Here is a 17,475-nt window from a genome sequence, read left to right as displayed (position 1 = left end):
CATCGATGCAAGGTCCGTGGCTGCGGACGAGCCTGAAGCAACAGAAAGAAGGTGCTCTCAATGAAAAGCTTGGAAGTCCAAACAACACCGGGGAATACCCCGGTGCCTAGGCGGGAACAAGGCGGTACAAGCAGCAGGCTGGCCTACCTCCTCATGAGTCCGGTGCTAATTTATTTGCTGGCTGTTATGGCGCTCCCTTTTTGCTGGGCGGTCTATCTTAGCTTGACGAATAAAGTGGTCGGCGTTCCCGAAACATTCATCGGGCTGCGGAACTATGTGGAGTTGTTTACCGATTCCGTGTTTTGGAAGGCGGTATGGAACACGGCTGTCTTTACGATGGTGGCGGTTATTCTGAAAGCGGTGTTTGGGATGATTATGGCTCTCGTGCTCAACGAGAATATCGTTGCCAGAAACTTTTTTAGGGTGATGCTGTTTCTTCCATGGACCATTCCGACCATTGTTTCCGTATTTACCTGGCAGTGGATTTATTCCGACGTCGGAGGCGTGCTGAATGCCATTCTCCTCAAAACAGGGCTCATCGACAGTCCCGTCGGCTGGCTGGCCACACCGGACCTGGCCATGTTCTCCGTCATTCTCGTCAACGTGTGGCGCGGCATTCCGTTCATGGGCATTGCCATTCTGGCCGGCCTGCAGACGGTGTCCAAAGAGATGTATGAAGCCGCCATGCTGGATGGAGCGGGAGCAGTCAAGCGGTTTTTCTACATGACGCTCCCCTCGGTAAAAGAAGTGACCATTCTATCTTCCGTCATCACCACCATCTGGACGCTGAACGATTTCGAGATCATCTGGCTTCTGACACGCGGCGGCCCGGACAACGGCACGCAGGTGCTGTCCACGCTTAGCTATACCGTCGGCTTTCTGAACATGAGTCTCGGTAAAGCCATTGCGATATCCCTCATTACGCTGCCGCCGCTGATCATGCTGATCCATTATGTGACCAAGCGTTCGCTAGCGTCCGACAAGTAAGGAGTGATCTTGATGAAGAATTCGCTCGGCAAACAAATTACGGTATACTCGACGCTCGCGCTGCTGCTAATATTCGCGCTCTTTCCCTTATATTGGATGGTGATTACCTCCTTCAAATCCAACGGGGAGATTTATTCCATGAGGCCTTCGTTTTGGCCGAAGGAATTTCTCGGCACTGCCTACGATAAGCTGATCAACGAAAAGGGCTTCATGACGAATATCAAAAACAGCTTGTTCGTCTCATTGATCGTATCCTTGTTCTCGATCACGGTCAGCATGCTGGCAGCGTATGCGATCTCCAAGCTCAAGTTTAGGGGGAGAAGCTTCATCTCCAAGAGCATTCTCTATGCATACCTGATGCCGAGAGCCGTTCTGTTTATCCCGCTGTACATGCTGGTGACGGCAATCGGCATTAACAATTCCATTTACGGCCTCATGCTGATTTATCCGACGATCACGATTCCGTATGCTACGTGGATGCTCATTTCCTATTTCAAATCCATCCCGGATGAAATCGAGGAAGCAGCCATGATCGATGGATGTTCGCGAATCCGTACGATGACCCACATCATTTTTCCATTATCAGCGCCAGGCATTGCGGCTACCTTCATTTTTTCGTTCACTTTATGCTGGAGCGAATATTTGTACGCTTTGGTCGTTGTCACTAAAGGCGCAGACAAGACGATCACGCTGGGACTGTCGGATATGATTGTCGGCGACGTATTCGCATGGGGACCCCTGATGGGCGGCTCCATCATTGCATCAATTCCGGTCATCGTAATGTATTTGTTCACATCGAAATATATGGTAAGCGGAATGACGGTAGGAGGTGTTAAATAATGAAGGCGAAAAGGGTATTAGTAACGGCTACGAATTATTCCAAACTGTGTGCGGATGCGAAACGGCTGCTCGAGAGCTATGGATGCGAGATTATCGAGAATCATTTCGGACGTCCGCTGACGTTCGAGGAGCTGAAAGAAGTGGTAGGATCGGTCGACGGCGTCATTGCCGGCGTGGACACATGGAATGAGGCGGTATTCAAGCTTGCGCCGCAGCTTCAAGGCATTGCCCGTTTCGGCGTCGGCGTGGACAATATCGATTTGGAGGCTGCAAGGAAATATGGAATACGAGTGACCAATGTACCAAGGGGCAATGCCAATGCGGTGGCCGAGCTGACGATCGGATTGATGATCTCGGTCCGCCGGCACATTCCGGCGCTGGATCGTTCGACGAAGAACGGCGGATGGGAGCGCTTTGTCGGATCCGAGCTTGCAGGGGGAACGATCGGCCTTCTAGGGTTCGGTAATATCGCCCAGCTCACCGCGAAGAAGTTGAAGGGTTTTGATGTCGAGATTATCGCTTATGATAAGTATCCAGAGACAGCCAAAGCGTCGGAATACGGCGTAACAATGACAACCTTCGAGCATGTGCTGGCGCATAGCGACATCGTTAGTATGCATCTACCCAGCCTGAAAGAGACGCGCCATATTATGAATGACAAGGCTTTTGAGAGGATGAAATCATCCGCCATTTTCATTAACACCGCGAGAGGAGCCGTCGTCGATGAACAGGCACTGTCGCGGGCGCTTTCTTCCGGAGTCATCGCTGGAGCGGCAATCGATGTCTACGAGTCCGAGCCCGTATCCGCCGACCATCCGATCCTGCAGAGCAGGAACCTGATTGCGACGCCGCACACCGCAGCCGAAACTTTAGAGACGTATACGCGGGTCAGCATGATAACCGCTCAGGCATTGCTGGATATATTCGAAGGAAGGGAACCGCAAAATATACTCACAGCAAAAGAATAATGTTCAACCATTGATACGAACCATTCGGGAGGGGACGCATATGTATCAGATCATTACCGACGGCAACTGGCCGGTTATGCTAACGCCGTTTACGGAGCAGAACGAAGTGGATTACGAGGCCTTGGAGCGGCTTATCGACTGGTATATCGAGCGGGGGGCCGACGGCCTGTTTGCCGTATGTCAATCCAGCGAAATGTATACATTGACCCTGAAGGAGCGCGTTTTGATCGCCGCCTTCGTCAAAGCGAAGGCGGCCGGCAGGGTACCGGTCATTGCATCGGGTCATGTATCGGATGCGTTTGATGATCAAGTAGCGGAGCTGAACGCAATCGCGGAAACCGGCGTCGACGCCGTGGTCCTAATCACGAACCGGCTCGCCGCTGCTGAGGAATCCGATGATGTGTGGCTGGCGAATCTCGATAAGCTGCTCGCGCGCATTCCGGAACACGTACCTCTCGGATTGTATGAGTGTCCAGTCCCGTATAGGCGCCTTCTGACACCCGAAATGCTGAAGACATGCTCGGATACCGGACGCTTTCGGTTTATCAAGGACGTGAGCTGCGACCTGCAGCTGATCGGGGATAAACTCGAGGCGGTCCAAGGCGGGAGTCTGAAAATCTTCAACGCCAACACGGCGACGCTTCTGGACAGCTACCGGCTCGGCGCTTTCGGCTTCAGCGGCGTAATGGCCAACTTCCACCCTGAGTTGTATACGTGGCTGTTCCGAAATTGGGAAAGTCAACCGGAAGCGGCAGGGGAACTGTCCGATTTTCTAAGTGTGTCGTCATTTCTTGAAAGGCAGCTCTACCCGGTGAACGCCAAGTATTATCTCATGCTGGAGGGCGTACTGACGAACTATCGCTGCCGTTCGAAAAATCATGAGGAGTTCAGTGCCACCAACCGGTTGGAGGTCGAGCAATTGTACCGGGTGTCCAAACAATATGCCCGGAAGTATCCCGTTTTTGCCTAACGATAAAGAGTTAGAGTCGCCTATCATGGCGGCTTTTTTACAGGCGCTCAATCACGCAAGTGAATGATGAAAGCAGCACGAGTGATTGACCCTCGTGCTGCTTTTCCGTCCTAAGATCCAGGCTTCTTAACGACAGGGATCCAAACTTCCATTTCATACATGCTGTTGTCTCTATCGTAAGTCATTTCAAACTCAGGACCATTTGCCGGTTCGTAATGGCAGGTGGGAAACCACTCTGCCCAGATGCGCTTCCACAATGCATGGATCCCGCTTTGCCCGTCGGGGTAGAGGCCGGTTGAGAATATCGCGTAGGTTTGAGGTGGGATAGAGAGCCTTTCAAACCCTTCGGGCATGCCGTTCTGGGGCATAAAGTAACCGATCATGTAGGAAAATTCCACACCTTGCTTGTTGTATAGCATCCCATGGATCTGAGCATTTTCCCCCAAACCTGCAGCTGTACGGATTCGATCAACGGTACCGTCGGCTACACACGTAGTCCAAAAAGCGGGTATATCAATAAATGGATGATCGCCATCGTTATTGACAACAGTCGTTACACCGAACATCTCAAAAGCTTGTTTCTCCTCCATTCTGTAATTCATCTCAACATCTCCTCGAATCGAAATATGAAAGGATAACCGAGGATAAGCCTTCAGAGTAACGCCTTTGTCGCGCGCTGACATTGGCATCACACCGTGCATTTTTTTAAACGCTCTAGAAAATGCCTCAGGCGATTCGTAACCATACTTTAAAGCAATATCGATGACCTTTGTACCGTTCTGCTGCAGTTCAAATGCGGAAAGGGTCAGCCGCCTGCGCCTAATATACTCTGAAAGCGACACATTCGTTATGAACGGAAACATTCGTTGAAAATGGTATGTTGAGCAGCAGGCAATTCTAGCTACGATATCGTAATCAATCGTATCAGACAGGTGTGTTTCTACATATTCCATAGCGTTGCTCATACGATCCAGCCATTCCATTCAGACCATCCTTTCAAGATTGAGTATAGGGGACGGTAACCAATGTAACCTAGCAATCCATGCACCGAAATATCATGTTCGAGATGATATGATTAAATCCTTTTTTGTTGAGGATGAGTCACTGCCAAGTGACCCAAAAGTCCCTCTTCCTGTGCTCATAAAATCCTGATGGTTTGGGCTGTATTTTATGACCAACCGAAGCACACCTTTCGGACGAGCTACGTCAAAACTTTATAGACGAAAAGCATCATTTTTCCGGGAAGTTTGGTGAAATGGGTGTACGCTGCGTGTTGGATATAATACGATCAGACAAAGTGTTTTTAGCTCTTGAACACGAATGAACTCGAATCATACTGATAAATGGAGGGAAACAACGTGAAATTATTAAGGACGATGATGATTATAATGGGGAGCTTCTTCTTGCTCGGCATAGGATGTACGGATCAGAAACAGGGAGTGACAACAAAGCTTGGACAATCCGAGCAAGTCGGCGATGATATACGCGTTCCGCACAATGAACGCCTTCATTTGTCCACTGACAAGAAATGGATCGAGCAAGAAGGACATCAGTCTGATCTGATTCGATTGCAATGGACGGCGGAAAGGGCCAAGCCGGCGATCGTCTGGATGGACGAGAATGGAAAGGACAAGACGGCGATCATTTCCCATGATAAGGCAAACAATCCGGAGCAGCAGGATCATAAGCATATCTCGTTCGAGACGACCATGTCCCCGACAGGTCAATACCCCAACCAGCTGTTTACCCGGTTAGAAATTCCATTCGACACCGATATAAGCGAGATCCGAACCCATTCATCCAATTTCAATGTAATGAGCGGTATTTTGCGGGTAGCCGGCGAAAGCGGGACGAACCGGGACATTCAGTTAAGTGCAGTCGGCAAGGATAATGAGACGACACCGAGGTGGGCCGTCCGGGCCGACAGTTTAGAGGAAGCGGGCGGCAATACAGGAGCCAACCTTCAGTTCGTACGATATGGAGATGACGGCGAAGTGCTCGATTCCCCGCTCACCATGCAGCGCAGCGACGGTAGTATCGGGATTGGCACGAGCGAACCCGACACCAAGCTCGATGTAAACGGGGATAAGCTGCGTCTTCGCGAAAAGCATACACCTGCTTCGTCCACTGCTGCCTGCAGCCAGGGACAGATCTCTTGGGACGATCAATATGTATATGTTTGCGTTGCTCAAAACAATTGGAAAAGGACCGAACTATCCTCCTGGTAGTTTCTACGCCGCCGATCTGTATCCAGATCAGCGGTTTTTTTGTGGTAGCTTTGTTCGAATTTCACAAAAGGTTTTGCTGCAGGAAGTCATAGAACATCCGTTGCCAGCGCTTGTAACGAAACTTGAATTATCGTGCTACTTTATCATGGGCGATTATGACTATATGACGTCCTCTCATGCAGCAAAAGAATTTTTCGATAAGCTTGAAGCCAAACAGAAGGAGTTTATCGCGTTTGATCAATCTGCGCATTATCCGCAATTTGAAGAGAAGGAAAAGCTTTTTGAATGGGTGTCCGAGACATTTCTTTAGCATGCATTCCGCAAGTACTGATATTGGGCAATTCACCTATATAGGCAATGGCAATATAATGTAGTATTTCTTTTAAGTAAAGGGGGGCTACCATGTACAAACTCACTTTAACTGCGGCTAAGAAGTTATTGGAAACTGCTGAACATCAGGCTCGACAAATGGGTCTGAATTCTGATGTAGCGATCGTTGATGAAGGGGGAACCTCATTGCCTTTCATCGAATGGACAATGCCAGAATAGCAGGTATCGATATTGCCATCGGCAAAGCTTGGACCAGCGTAGCGATGCAAATGCCGACAGCGAATTTAGCGCAATCCGCGCTTCCGGGCGGGGCTACATTTGGCATTAACACGACGAATCAGGGGAGAATCGTTATCCTTGGCGGAGGAATCCCTTTGGTTCATGAAGGAAGGGTCGTCGGTGGTATTGGCGTTAGTGGAGGAACAAGCGCACAAGATATTGACGTTGCCAATGCAGCAGTACAAGCGTTTGAAAGTATGAGATGTAATAATATTCAATATGCAAACGCACGGATTGGCACGGTACAACAGTCGTTTACTTATTAAAGGCTCTCCTGCTACGATGGTAAGGGCAGGCTGCTTCTATGCAAGAAGCGGCCTGCCTGTTTCTATCAAATCGTGAATATAGGCTCACGATTTGATGATCGGAATAGAAAATTCAAAGTGGCTTACATATACTTATTGATTGTAATCATTTACTTATATACACTTATAAATAAGATGTAAATGCTTAGGCAAGGAGGGATTGGATATGTTCCAAGAGGAACGATTAGTAAAAATTCTCGATTATTTAAAACAACATAAAACGATGAGTGTAGGAGAGATATGCTCGTTCTTTCAAGTGTCGCGGGATACCGCGCGCAGGGACATTGTCAGATTAGTTCAAGAAGGAGTAGTTGTTCGAACGCACGGAGGGGTAGCCTTGCCTGAACTGCAAAAGGAACTGACTTCTTACCAGGAACGGCTTATAGATGAGCCGACGAGCAAGAACGTGATCGGCGAGCATGGCGCTAAACTGATTCGGGACCACGAAACGGTCTTCTTGGACGTATCTACGACCGTACAATTCGTTGCGGAACATATTCAAGCGAAACAGATAACAGCGGTTACGCATTCCATCGATCATGTAGGGATACTCTCCAAAAGAGAAGATCTGAGCATCTACGTGCTCGGCGGTTATCTGCATACCCATAATCGATTATTATACGGTCCTTCCGTCATCGATAAAATCAGTGAAATCCGTGCCGACAAGGCGTTCATCGGCGCGACGGCAATCCAGCCAGACGGAATCTATTATCCATATGAAGAAGATGTCCGGGTGAAAAGGGAAATGGCTCGGCGCTCAGATCAGGTCATACTTGTTGCGGATCATACCAAATTCGCGGTGAAATCGAGGTTCAAGTTAGACTTTGATCATGTGGATATTATTGTAACCGATCAATCGATTCCCATTGACATACAAGAAATAATAGACAACAAAAATATTACGCTTATAGAATGTCAAACTCATAACCAATAGGAAGGAGCCTTATAGTAATGAATAACAAAATCATTCGACATGTCAAAGTCCACCTACCTCATCAAATACTTCCTTCTGCAACGGTCTGGATTTCAAACGGAAAGCTGAAGAGAATAGAACCGTCGCAAGTACTTGATAAAATCGAAAGTGATGCTGAACTGATTGATGGGAATGGAATGTGGCTCATACCAGGAATGATCGATGTTCATATTCATGGGGCCAATGGCTATGACATGATGGATGGAACCGAGGACAGCATTCAAGAAGTATCACGCGCTTGCGCGGCAACCGGATGCACCTCATTTCTGGCGACTTCTGTGAGTTCGACGATAGAGGACCTGCTGAACATGATTCGCAGTGTCAAATCTGTAATCGGACGAGAACAAGGGGCAAGGATCGCCGGCATTCATCTGGAAGGACCCTATTTGAATCCGAAGCGTAAAGGGATGCAAAATGAGAAATATCTTCGCCACCCGAATCTGGAAGAAATGAAGTGTGTTTTTCAGGAAGCGGGATCGCTCATTAAAATGGTAACGATCGCACCCGAATTGCCTGGAGGCTTGGAGCTCATATCCTTTCTGAAAGAGCAGGGTGTTGTGATTGCCGTGGCTCATTCCGATGCCACCTACGAGGAAGCGAAGCTGGCTTTTGCAGCCGGTGCGAGTCATGTAACCCATTGTTTTAACGGCATGAGACCGATTCACCATCGAGATCCCGGACTGATTGTAGCCGCGTTCGAAGAACCGCATGTAAGCCTGCAAGCGATTGTTGATCAAGTCCATCTACATCCAGCCATCGTCAGATTAATGCATCGTCTCAAAGGGCCCGAAGGCATGGTGCTTATTACCGATGCACTTCAGGCGATGGGATTAGGCGATGGTAATTACATATTTGGTGGTCATCACGTCACCGTATCCGAGGGGATTGCAAGGCTTGCGGATGGTACGTTAGCATCGAGTACCGTGACTATGAATGAAGCGTTACGTCTGACCGAAGCTAACGGAATTTCAATGGAGGATGCCGTGCACATGGCTTCAACAACGCCGGCCCGTATTCTAGGTTTATCTCACAAAGGAAAAATCGAGGTAGGATACGATGCGGATCTCGTGCTGATGGATGAAAGGTATCAAGTGCAATGGACGATGATTGAGGGTAAACTTTTTTGTTAGTATTTGAAGTGATCACAAGGGGCGGGTGTAAAGTTGACTAAACCTATTCGTTACCTATATCCGATCCATGGCCAATGTTATCATTACCCCATATCAGGTGCGCAGCTGATGTGTGTATAACAATTGTTGGTGTAAAGGAGATACGAGCATGAGTAAAGACAGTAAAATCAAGTCCCTGCTTTCGGATCAGGTAACCATGACACCCAATGGATTTGTCGCTGATGAAATAAGCCCCGATCAGTTTGCAGATTGTTACGAGTTGTTTTTTGACAAAGTCTTGGAAATTAGTGCATCGGACATAGCGGGAGTAGAAGGCTATGGTGAGTTCAACGAGGATTGTAAAACGGAGTATAGTACCTGCAGGCAATTTCTAATCGACACATTTGCAGAAGATAAAGAAGGATATTGGTTTAATTGGAAGGAACTCTATGATACAACGATTTTAGACCGTGACTTTGTCGAAAAATACTGGATGGAAATGGACGCCAGAATTGATTATTGCGAAGGAAAACGTTATTTGGTAAACAATAACACGTTTTTTGAAATCATGATCACAGATGGAAAAACGACGGTTGGTTTCCCAGATTGGAGCAGATCGGGAATATGCGATTTCCTTTTAGATTTTGCCATTATGGACTTAAATAAGCCTTACTTGCACATACCTGAATTGTTATTCGAGTATTGCAAAAAAAGGAACATTGTCATACCGGATTTTAAAGAAAGATTTTTATGCATGGCTTATTATAAGGGAATCGATGTTTTGCGGTGGCATGCATCAATCGATGATATAGAATCTTGCAATTCTATTATGAAATCTATCGGCCAACTGAAGGATCGAATATACGCCTTATAAAGGGTGATCCTATGAATTATGAAAATGCCAGCGATATCATACCTGAGAATTTATTGAAAGAAATTCAGAAATACGCTGCAGGAAAACTTCTTTATATCCCTACTGGAGAGGAAAAAAGGGGCTGGGGGGAGAAGTCGGGTTACCGAAATCAATTACAGAGGCGTAACATTATGATTCGCAACAAGTATGCCAATGGGGTAACGGTTTCGGAACTTGCGGACGAGTACTTTTTATCTTTGGATTCCATAAAGAAAATCATTTATTCGAAGAAAGATGACCGACAATTCACTTATGCTCCAACTGTGCGATCCGCTGTACAGTATGCGAATATCGGAATGCTCGAAGAATGGATTTATTGTTATATGCTCCATACCCAAAATGCAGTTCCTGATTTACATGATTTTATGAGTAAAGAGTGTTTGTACTTCGGTGTAGTTAAGTTTCCCTTGCGTCTCATCGAACTTGATGGAAGCATGCCTGGGAATGACGGTACCGATGAAGATCCACCGCTTCTTATTCAGTATAAAGAAGGCAAATTTTATTGCATTGAACAGAAGAACGTATTAGCTGCACTAAAACAACGCAAAGTAAATGCTTATCCAACCATAATTATACTGAAAGAAACATCGGATTATAAAAGGTTTATGAGATACTATGAAAACGTTTTGTTTTATATTAATCATGCATGACTTTGCTGGGCTAACAGCGAGTGGAGGAAGGATTCATACGAACAGCATCATACCACAGACAGTGGGGTGCCCCAGGTCAATGGACCTCTTGGGGCACCCTTTTTTTGCAATGAAAAACTTCAATAGTATTTCTGTGGTTTTGGAATAGGTGTAACAGGATGAGAAGAAGTCATCATTGTGTTATCAGAAGAAGGGGCTGGAACAGAGGGGTTCGTCTCATTTAAGGAAGAGGCTGAAGAAGTATAAGTGGCTGCTGCTAATGACACTGCCGGGAATCGTCTACTTGTTCATCAACAACTATGTCCCGATGTACGGTGTGATTCTAGCATTTAAAAACTTCTCCGCAGGCATTTTTATTACAATGCAACGAATCTAGTACCGGATAGCCTGTTTTCTAATGTATGTAAAAGTAATAAACTATACATGCTATAATGATAAGCTTCTATAATTTAAGAACATACTTGTAATCTAAGCGAGACTCTATAATGCATTCGATATGTTGAATCAGGATATATCGTTTGCAGTTCATTTGAAATGAGGGCAAATGATGCGTTACCTATATGAATTTATCGAGCACCAAGAGGATATGCCTTTTAAGCTGTTTGTCAACAGCGTGAAGCAGGTTCCATTTCACTGGCATAAAGAGGTGGAGATTGTCTATGTGCTCCAAGGTTCGGTTATCATGCATCTTGATCAGAAGGAGTATACCCTGCATCAGGACGATGTCATTGTGGTGAATAGCATGTCGATCCATAAGTTTGAGCAGAATAACCATGACAATATATTATTAACGCTTCAGTTTGGCCCGGAATGGCTGCATAATAACGTTTTTATTTCTTGCAACTCAGCGACTGAGGCTGAGCCGATCGGCTTCCGATTTGACACGATTAAGCAAGAGCTTGCCAAGATGGTATGGGAAATGAACAAGAAGTCTCCAGGCTATCGAAGCTTTACCGTGGGAAGGTTGCATACATTATGTGGTCATTTATTGCGATATTTTGCGGAAGGAATCAACCCGGAAGCTGAAGATGGCGGCAAGAGCTATGACTATAAAAGGTTGAATCGGGTTCTTACCTATATCGATCAAAATTACAAAGAGAAAATAACGCTGCAGACGATGGCCGAACAGGAGCACTTAAGTTTGCATTATTTTTCTCACTTTTTCACCGATAAAATCGGTATTCCTTTCCAAAAGTATTTAACGCTGATCCGTTTGGAGAAAGCCCAGTCGGAGTTATCGGGAACTGAGAAGAGCATTACCGAAATTGCCATGGATTGCGGTTTTGCGAATGTAAAGTTGTTCAATAAGTACTTCAAAGAAAAGTACGGCTGCACACCAGGATCGTATCGTGAAGCCGCTGCCTCGCTTCAGGATAAGCCTAATCGAAAACCGCTTACATATGAAGAGTCCTCGAGTGGTGACTATTATGAATTAGATACGATCAATGCGATGGGGGCGTTATATCGATATCTGGAAGAGAAGTCGGTTCAGGAACAGGATAGGGCAAACCCGTTAACGGCGGTTGTTACGGATCATGTGCAATTTCAGATTCAGCCGGGAATGTCGTCAGCATGGTACAAAAAGCACTGGAACGTTACCACAACAGCGGGCAGGGCAATTGAAGGACTGCGCGATGACTGGCGTCGGCAGCTCGCCGAGCTTAAAGGACGAATTCCTTTTGAATACATACGTTTCCATGGCATCTTTAATGATGAGATGATGGTATATAACGAAGAGGATGACGGTACTCCCATCTATAACTGGGCATATGTTGACAAGCTGTATGACTTTCTTATTGGGCTGGGCATCAGGCCGTTCGTGGAGCTTGGTTTCATGCCGACCCTGCTTAGCCGTTCCAACGAAACGGTATTCTGGTGGAAAGGGAATATCTCCCCTCCAGCCGATCAGGCAAAATGGGAGGCGCTTGTTCGTGCGTTCGTTCGGCATTGCTTAAATCGCTATGGGGCTCGGGAAGTAAAACAATGGTACTTTGAAGTCTGGAATGAACCGGATTTATCAGGCGTTTGCTGGGCAGGTAGCAAAGAGGAATACTTCTCTTTTTATGAATCTACCGTTCGAGTGATCAAGTCGGTCCTTCCCGAACTAAAAACAGGAGGCCCTGCTTTAGGTTATGGTTCGATATGGAACGACAGCTGGGCCGAGGAATTTATGGCATATTGCAATAAACGTCAGGTGCCCCTCGACTTCTTTTCCTTTCATATCTATTCGGAATATCCTCAGCTTAAAGCAGAGCAGAACATATTAACGAAGATGATGCCACCAACCTTTTATAAGGAGAGTATCCGTCGATTGCAGGACAAAATGGCGCTTGCGTCTTTCCGCGATATGGAGCTGCATATTACCGAATGGAACTTTTCGCTCTATGACCGGCATCTGCTGCACGATACCATGTTTATGGCCCCGTTTGTGATGTATCATGCGATGAATACATTGGGAGACGTAAAGGCCATGGCTTTCTGGTGTTTTACGGATGTGTTTGAGGAAAGTCTTGTTCCCTTCTCTCCGTTTTACGGAGGTTTTGGTTTAATGAATCGGGATGGCCTTAAGAAGCCGAGCTATTACGCCTTTGAGCTTCTTCAGAGGCTGGGTGAAGAGATCACCGTTAAGGGTGATGGTTATGTGGGCACTCAGAATCAAGATGGGAGCATGCAGCTTCTGCTGTATCATTACGTCCATATGGATCATATGTTTTCAAGCGGGGACTGGTCGGAGATGTCCAATCTTAACCGTTACGGCGTGTTCGAAGAGAAGGGAAGCAAGGTGTTCCAAGTCAACATTCCTCATCTTTCAGGAGCCTATAAATGCACAACTTATCAGATGGACCGGGAACATGGCTCCGTTTTTGACGAGTGGGTTCGCATGGGGGCACCCGAAATCTTGACGGAGGAGGAACTTGCGTATCTTCGCGGAAGAAGCGGCCCGGTCATCCGGACAGAGATATTAGAGAATCAGGGGTGGTATAAAGAGCTCATTCTTCCACCTCATGGTGTCCTATTGCTCACTTTAGAGAAACAGTTTTAAACACTAGAACCTTCAAGAACACCACCGCTCTATAAGAGAGGGGTGTTTTTTGCTGTCCATTCCAGGCAGCTTCGATTTGCCGGCTCCCAAGACGAGAAATGAACAAAAAACGACCATAGACGAGGCAATTTACAACGAGTAAGCGTTAACAATTGAATCTATACTATAGCTATGTCCACAACAGAAACACAGGAGGGAATACACAGATGAAGCGTTTCATGAAATGGATGACGGAATCCTTTGCGCCAAGATTGGATGCGATTACAAATAACATTTGGATAGCATCGATTCAAGAAGCCATTATGGTCGCCATCCCGATGATCTTTATTGGTTCCATTATTACTTTGATTTCAATTTTGCAAGACTTCATTCCTGGAATGCCGGATTTAACGCCAATTACAACATTCAGCTTCGGTCTTCTCGGTTTGTTTATTGCATTTCTAACGCCGTATACGGTCATGGAGAAAAAGGAGAGACACAAGATCAAGCTGCTGGCGGGAATGACCGGCATATCCTTATTCCTCATGCTGCTTAATCCCGTCGTAAACGAGGACGGAACCGTTCAGTTCGTTCTTGAGCGTTTCGGTCCTGCGGGCATGGTAACGGCACTTATTGTCGGCGTGTTCATCGCCGTCATCATGAATGTCTGCGGTAAGTTCTCATTCTTTAAAAAAGGGTCTTCCATGCCAGAGTTTATTATGGATTGGTTTGACTTCCTAGTTCCGATTGCCGTGATCATGGGTTTAGGCTGGGTTCTTGTGTATCAGCTCCATTTTGATATCTTTGGACTGATTGTGAGCGTATTTGAGCCTATTAATGCAATGGGGCAAAGTTTGTTCGGGTTTGTTCTGTTCAACTTTATTGGAGTTGTGCTGTACTCCTTCGGAGTCAGCCCATGGGTTCTAATGCCCATCTGGTATGCTATATGGATTCCGGCAATTGAAGAAAATGCCGCATTGGTGGCGCAGGGACTGGATCCCGTCAACATAAATACCTTTGAAACTTTCTTCTCCGGATGGCTTGGAATCGGAGGGATGGGTGCAACCTTACCGCTTGTGATCTGGTTCCTGTTTGCCAGATCCAAGAAACTGAAAACCATTGGTAAAGCAACTTTGATACCTTCTCTATTTAATATTAACGAGCCTGTAGTGTATGGAGCGCCAGTTGCTTTCAATCCGCTGTTGATGGTGCCTATGTGGATCAATGCTCTTATTACACCCATCATCGTCTACCTAGCTCTTGATATGGGGTTTGCACAAATTCCGAGTAAAATCTTCCAGCTGTGGTATACGCCGATCGGTGTATCGACTTACCTCATGTCCGGATTCAATGGACTTATTCTGCTCGCCGTTGTCCTGCTGATTGTGTTCGCCGTATGGTTTCCGTTTTTTAAACTGTACGATGCGCAGGAATTGAAGAAAGAGCGGGAGTTACAAGAAGAAGCTTGATATGAAAGGATGAATACAAATGAAGGCATCGATTAATGAATTGATAAAGGAAATGTCACTTACTGAGAAAGCATCCCTCTGTGCGGGATTAAATATGTGGATGACCAAGGGGATCGAGAGACTCAACATTCCGCCGGTTCATATGTATGACGGAACGAATGGGATCCGCAAAACGAACAGTGACGATGAAATGGGGATTACGACAGAGAATGTTCCGGCAACTTGTTATCCCACGGGCGCAGCTATCGGTTCTTCGTGGAATACGGAACTGCTGCACGAAGTCGGGGAAGCACTTGGCAATGAATCCAAAGAGATGGGCGTAGAATTGCTGCTCGGCCCAGGAATCAACATGAAACGGACTCCGCTTGGGGGAAGAAATTTCGAATATTACTCCGAAGATCCTTGCCTGACAGGGGAACTGGGCGCTGCTTTCATCAATGGCCTCCAGAGCAAAGGCGTCGGGGCGTCACTTAAACACTTTGCTTGCAACAACCAGGAATTCGAGAAAATGGTGACGAGTTCAGAAGTAGACGAACGGACGCTGCGCGAAATTTATTTAAGCGCCTTTGAACGAATTATTAAGAAATCGGATCCCTGGACCGTCATGTGCTCCTATAATTTGCTCAATGGCTCGTATACCAGCGAGAATGAACACCTATTGCATGATATCTTGAGAGAAGAATGGGGATACGAGGGGGTTGTCATCTCAGACTGGACTGCCGTGAATGATCGGATTCGTGGACTGAAAGCAGGACTTGATCTCGAAATGCCGGGACCTGCCGGTTATAACACGAAAGCGATTATCAAAGCCGTTGAGAGCGGAGCTCTTGCAGAAGAGCAGCTCAATAAAAGCGTTGCCCGTATTCTAAAACTCGTAGAACGTGTAACGGGTATGGAGGAAGCTGTTCCGGCATCCGATATGGAGTACCACAATCTTGCGAGAAAAGCTGCAGCAGAAAGCATTGTGCTTCTTAAGAATGAGAATGGCATCCTTCCGATTCATGCGGAGTCAACCCATTCCATTGCGGTTATCGGTCGTTTTGCCAAAAAACCTAGAATTCAAGGAGCCGGCAGCGCAAAAGTAACGCCTACACGCGTTGATATTCCATTTGAAGAAATGAAGGCGTTGGCTGGAGCTTCCGTTGAGTTGAGTTATGCTGAGGGTTACCCTGAAGATGACTCCGTCCATGAGGAAATGATCAAGGAAAGTGTCGCATTGGCGGCAAAATCTGATGTCGCAGTCATATTCGTTGGCCAGCCTGAATACGCAGAATCCGAGATGCGTGATTTGAAGGGCATTGATTTGCCTGAACAGCAGATTCTGCTTATTCAAGCGATTGCAGCCGTACAACCGAAGTGCATTGTGGTGACCAGCAGTGGAACAGCCTTGGCGATGCGTCCTTGGGTTCAGCATGTTCCCGCTGTCATACACTCATGGCTTTCCGGACAAGGCATGGGCAAAGCGATTGCTGAAATCTTGTTTGGTCAGGTGAGTCCCTCCGGTAAATTGTCCGAGACGTTTCCGGTTAAGCTTTCAGACAATCCTTCACATATGAGGATCCGCGGTGAAAACGGCAAGCTGTATTATCGTGAAGGGCTGTTCATCGGCTATCGATACTATGATAGGAAAGAACTCGCTCCGCAGTTTCCGTTTGGCCATGGCTTATCCTACACTTCATTTGCCTATAAGGATATGAAGGCAGCTCAAACGGAAACAGGGATCACGGTCTCTTTCTGGCTGGAGAATATCGGAAATCGAACAGGGAAAGAGGTCGTTCAGCTTTACGTGCATGACGAAGAGTGCACATGGACGCGTCCAGAGAAAGAATTGAAGGCATTTTCTAAAATCGAGTTGGCTCCTGGGGAGAAACAACAGATCGTCTTTGAACTTGAAGAGAGAGACTTTGCCTATTACAATACCAAATATAACCGCTGGGTAGCGGAGAGCGGTTATTTCCAAATTGCGCTTGGCAGCTCTTCCCGCGATATAAGAATTACGGAGCGATTGTATTGTGATTTTGGAAAGGAAGAAGTATCATTTCATAAATTCAGCCTGATTAGCGATTGGATTAGCGATCCGATTGCGAAATCGGTACTGGAAGAATGCCTCGATGAGATGAACCAGCATGTCGTAGAGAAGATTTATCTCAATGATGAATTCGTCGGATTTTGGGAAGATGGTCCACTCATTAAAATATTGCAAATGTATGGTCAAACTTGGTTGGGTGACCGGTCACCTGATGAGATCATTGAAGAGCTTATAAGAAGAGTTTATGAGCGACGCGTTAACATGTAAGACACCCTCATGAAAGCTTGGGATCCTGTTTAGGATCCCAAGCTTTTTTTGTGTCCAAAATAGCGCAGCCATCTTAAATAGGACTTGTATTACTGAATGTTAGAGAAATAGCTTTGATGGCAGCAGCTGTGGAGTA

Annotated in this window: 13 protein-coding genes and 2 pseudogenes; 14 read left to right on the top strand and 1 reads right to left on the bottom strand. The window is 46.5% G+C overall.

Features of this window, described 5'->3' with window-relative positions:
* Positions 1-60 precede the first annotated feature (60 nt).
* From BJP58_RS05610 to BJP58_RS05595, 4 genes are read left to right on the top strand one after another with little or no spacing between them, the layout of a single operon-like run.
* The gene (locus tag BJP58_RS05610; RefSeq protein WP_194543147.1) at positions 61-987 is read left to right on the top strand and encodes a carbohydrate ABC transporter permease; all 927 of its coding nucleotides are present in this window, start codon (positions 61-63) and stop codon (positions 985-987) included.
* A 12-nt stretch (positions 988-999) separates the two neighbouring features.
* A complete protein-coding gene (locus tag BJP58_RS05605) occupies positions 1,000-1,827 on the top strand; it encodes a carbohydrate ABC transporter permease (RefSeq protein WP_194543146.1) in 828 nt (275 codons plus the stop codon).
* Positions 1,827-2,795: a phosphoglycerate dehydrogenase gene (locus tag BJP58_RS05600; RefSeq protein ID WP_194543145.1), complete on the top strand. Its 969-nt coding sequence runs from the start codon at positions 1,827-1,829 to the stop codon at positions 2,793-2,795. Before BJP58_RS05605 ends, BJP58_RS05600 begins: the two co-directional genes overlap by 1 nt.
* A 40-nt stretch (positions 2,796-2,835) precedes the next feature.
* Positions 2,836-3,765, top strand: coding sequence for a dihydrodipicolinate synthase family protein (locus BJP58_RS05595; RefSeq protein WP_194543144.1), 930 nt, complete (start codon positions 2,836-2,838; stop codon positions 3,763-3,765).
* Between the two features lie 110 nt (positions 3,766-3,875).
* Here the strand turns inward: BJP58_RS05595 and BJP58_RS05590 are convergent, their stop codons facing one another.
* Positions 3,876-4,748 (bottom strand): AraC family transcriptional regulator, encoded by an 873-nt coding sequence (locus BJP58_RS05590; protein ID WP_194543143.1) that lies wholly within the window; start codon positions 4,746-4,748, stop codon positions 3,876-3,878.
* 375 nt (positions 4,749-5,123) lie between these two features.
* Between BJP58_RS05590 and BJP58_RS05585 the strand changes: the two genes are divergently transcribed.
* From BJP58_RS05585 to BJP58_RS05540, 10 genes and pseudogenes are all read left to right on the top strand, one after another.
* Positions 5,124-5,993: a hypothetical protein gene (locus BJP58_RS05585; RefSeq protein WP_194543142.1), complete on the top strand. Its 870-nt coding sequence runs from the start codon at positions 5,124-5,126 to the stop codon at positions 5,991-5,993.
* Between the two features lie 61 nt (positions 5,994-6,054).
* Positions 6,055-6,303 (top strand): annotated as a pseudogene (locus tag BJP58_RS05580) (alpha/beta hydrolase); the annotation flags it as partial.
* A gap of 92 nt (positions 6,304-6,395) precedes the next feature.
* Positions 6,396-6,868: pseudogene (locus BJP58_RS05575) on the top strand (GlcG/HbpS family heme-binding protein).
* Between the two features lie 205 nt (positions 6,869-7,073).
* Complete coding sequence (locus tag BJP58_RS05570) at positions 7,074-7,841, top strand: DeoR/GlpR family DNA-binding transcription regulator (RefSeq protein WP_194543141.1); 768 nt, start codon at positions 7,074-7,076, stop codon at positions 7,839-7,841.
* Between the two features lie 17 nt (positions 7,842-7,858).
* Positions 7,859-9,010: an N-acetylglucosamine-6-phosphate deacetylase gene (gene nagA, locus BJP58_RS05565; RefSeq protein ID WP_194543140.1), complete on the top strand. Its 1,152-nt coding sequence runs from the start codon at positions 7,859-7,861 to the stop codon at positions 9,008-9,010.
* 148 nt (positions 9,011-9,158) lie between these two features.
* Positions 9,159-9,863 carry a hypothetical protein gene (locus BJP58_RS05560; RefSeq protein WP_194543139.1) on the top strand — a complete coding sequence of 235 codons (705 nt, stop codon included), beginning with the start codon at positions 9,159-9,161 and terminating at the stop codon, positions 9,861-9,863.
* Positions 9,864-9,874: 11 nt separating this feature from the next.
* Complete coding sequence (locus BJP58_RS34100) at positions 9,875-10,552, top strand: CD3324 family protein (RefSeq protein WP_194543138.1); 678 nt, start codon at positions 9,875-9,877, stop codon at positions 10,550-10,552.
* 544 nt (positions 10,553-11,096) lie between these two features.
* Positions 11,097-13,595, top strand: a complete 2,499-nt coding sequence (locus BJP58_RS05550; RefSeq protein WP_336245442.1) for a GH39 family glycosyl hydrolase — start codon at positions 11,097-11,099, stop codon at positions 13,593-13,595.
* A gap of 206 nt (positions 13,596-13,801) precedes the next feature.
* On the top strand, positions 13,802-15,043 hold the full coding sequence (locus BJP58_RS05545) for a PTS sugar transporter subunit IIC (RefSeq protein WP_194543137.1): 1,242 nt from the start codon (positions 13,802-13,804) through the stop codon (positions 15,041-15,043).
* A 19-nt stretch (positions 15,044-15,062) separates the two neighbouring features.
* Entirely contained in the window at positions 15,063-17,339 is a 2,277-nt protein-coding gene (locus tag BJP58_RS05540; RefSeq protein WP_194543136.1) for a beta-glucosidase family protein, read from the top strand.
* Positions 17,340-17,475: the final 136 nt, after the last annotated feature.

The sequence above is a fragment of the Paenibacillus sp. JZ16 genome, from assembly GCF_015326965.1.
Taxonomy (GTDB): domain Bacteria; phylum Bacillota; class Bacilli; order Paenibacillales; family Paenibacillaceae; genus Paenibacillus_AQ.
Note: the sequence above shows the minus strand (reverse complement) of the source record. Positions and strands in the feature narration are given on the sequence as shown.

What these genes read in the sequence shown, in the direction of transcription:
- BJP58_RS05605 (WP_194543146.1), top strand. Translation starts at nt 1,000, where the DNA reads ATGAAGAATTCGCTCGGCAAACAAATTACGGTATACTCGACGCTCGCG.
- BJP58_RS05550 (WP_336245442.1), top strand. Translation starts at nt 11,097, where the DNA reads ATGATGCGTTACCTATATGAATTTATCGAGCACCAAGAGGATATGCCT.
- BJP58_RS05600 (WP_194543145.1), top strand. Translation starts at nt 1,827, where the DNA reads ATGAAGGCGAAAAGGGTATTAGTAACGGCTACGAATTATTCCAAACTG.
- BJP58_RS05570 (WP_194543141.1), top strand. Translation starts at nt 7,074, where the DNA reads ATGTTCCAAGAGGAACGATTAGTAAAAATTCTCGATTATTTAAAACAA.
- BJP58_RS05545 (WP_194543137.1), top strand. Translation starts at nt 13,802, where the DNA reads ATGAAGCGTTTCATGAAATGGATGACGGAATCCTTTGCGCCAAGATTG.
- BJP58_RS05560 (WP_194543139.1), top strand. Translation starts at nt 9,159, where the DNA reads ATGAGTAAAGACAGTAAAATCAAGTCCCTGCTTTCGGATCAGGTAACC.
- BJP58_RS05610 (WP_194543147.1), top strand. Translation starts at nt 61, where the DNA reads ATGAAAAGCTTGGAAGTCCAAACAACACCGGGGAATACCCCGGTGCCT.
- BJP58_RS05540 (WP_194543136.1), top strand. Translation starts at nt 15,063, where the DNA reads ATGAAGGCATCGATTAATGAATTGATAAAGGAAATGTCACTTACTGAG.
- BJP58_RS05595 (WP_194543144.1), top strand. Translation starts at nt 2,836, where the DNA reads ATGTATCAGATCATTACCGACGGCAACTGGCCGGTTATGCTAACGCCG.
- nagA (WP_194543140.1), top strand. Translation starts at nt 7,859, where the DNA reads ATGAATAACAAAATCATTCGACATGTCAAAGTCCACCTACCTCATCAA.
- BJP58_RS05590 (WP_194543143.1), bottom strand. Translation starts at nt 4,748, where the DNA reads ATGGAATGGCTGGATCGTATGAGCAACGCTATGGAATATGTAGAAACA.
- BJP58_RS34100 (WP_194543138.1), top strand. Translation starts at nt 9,875, where the DNA reads ATGAATTATGAAAATGCCAGCGATATCATACCTGAGAATTTATTGAAA.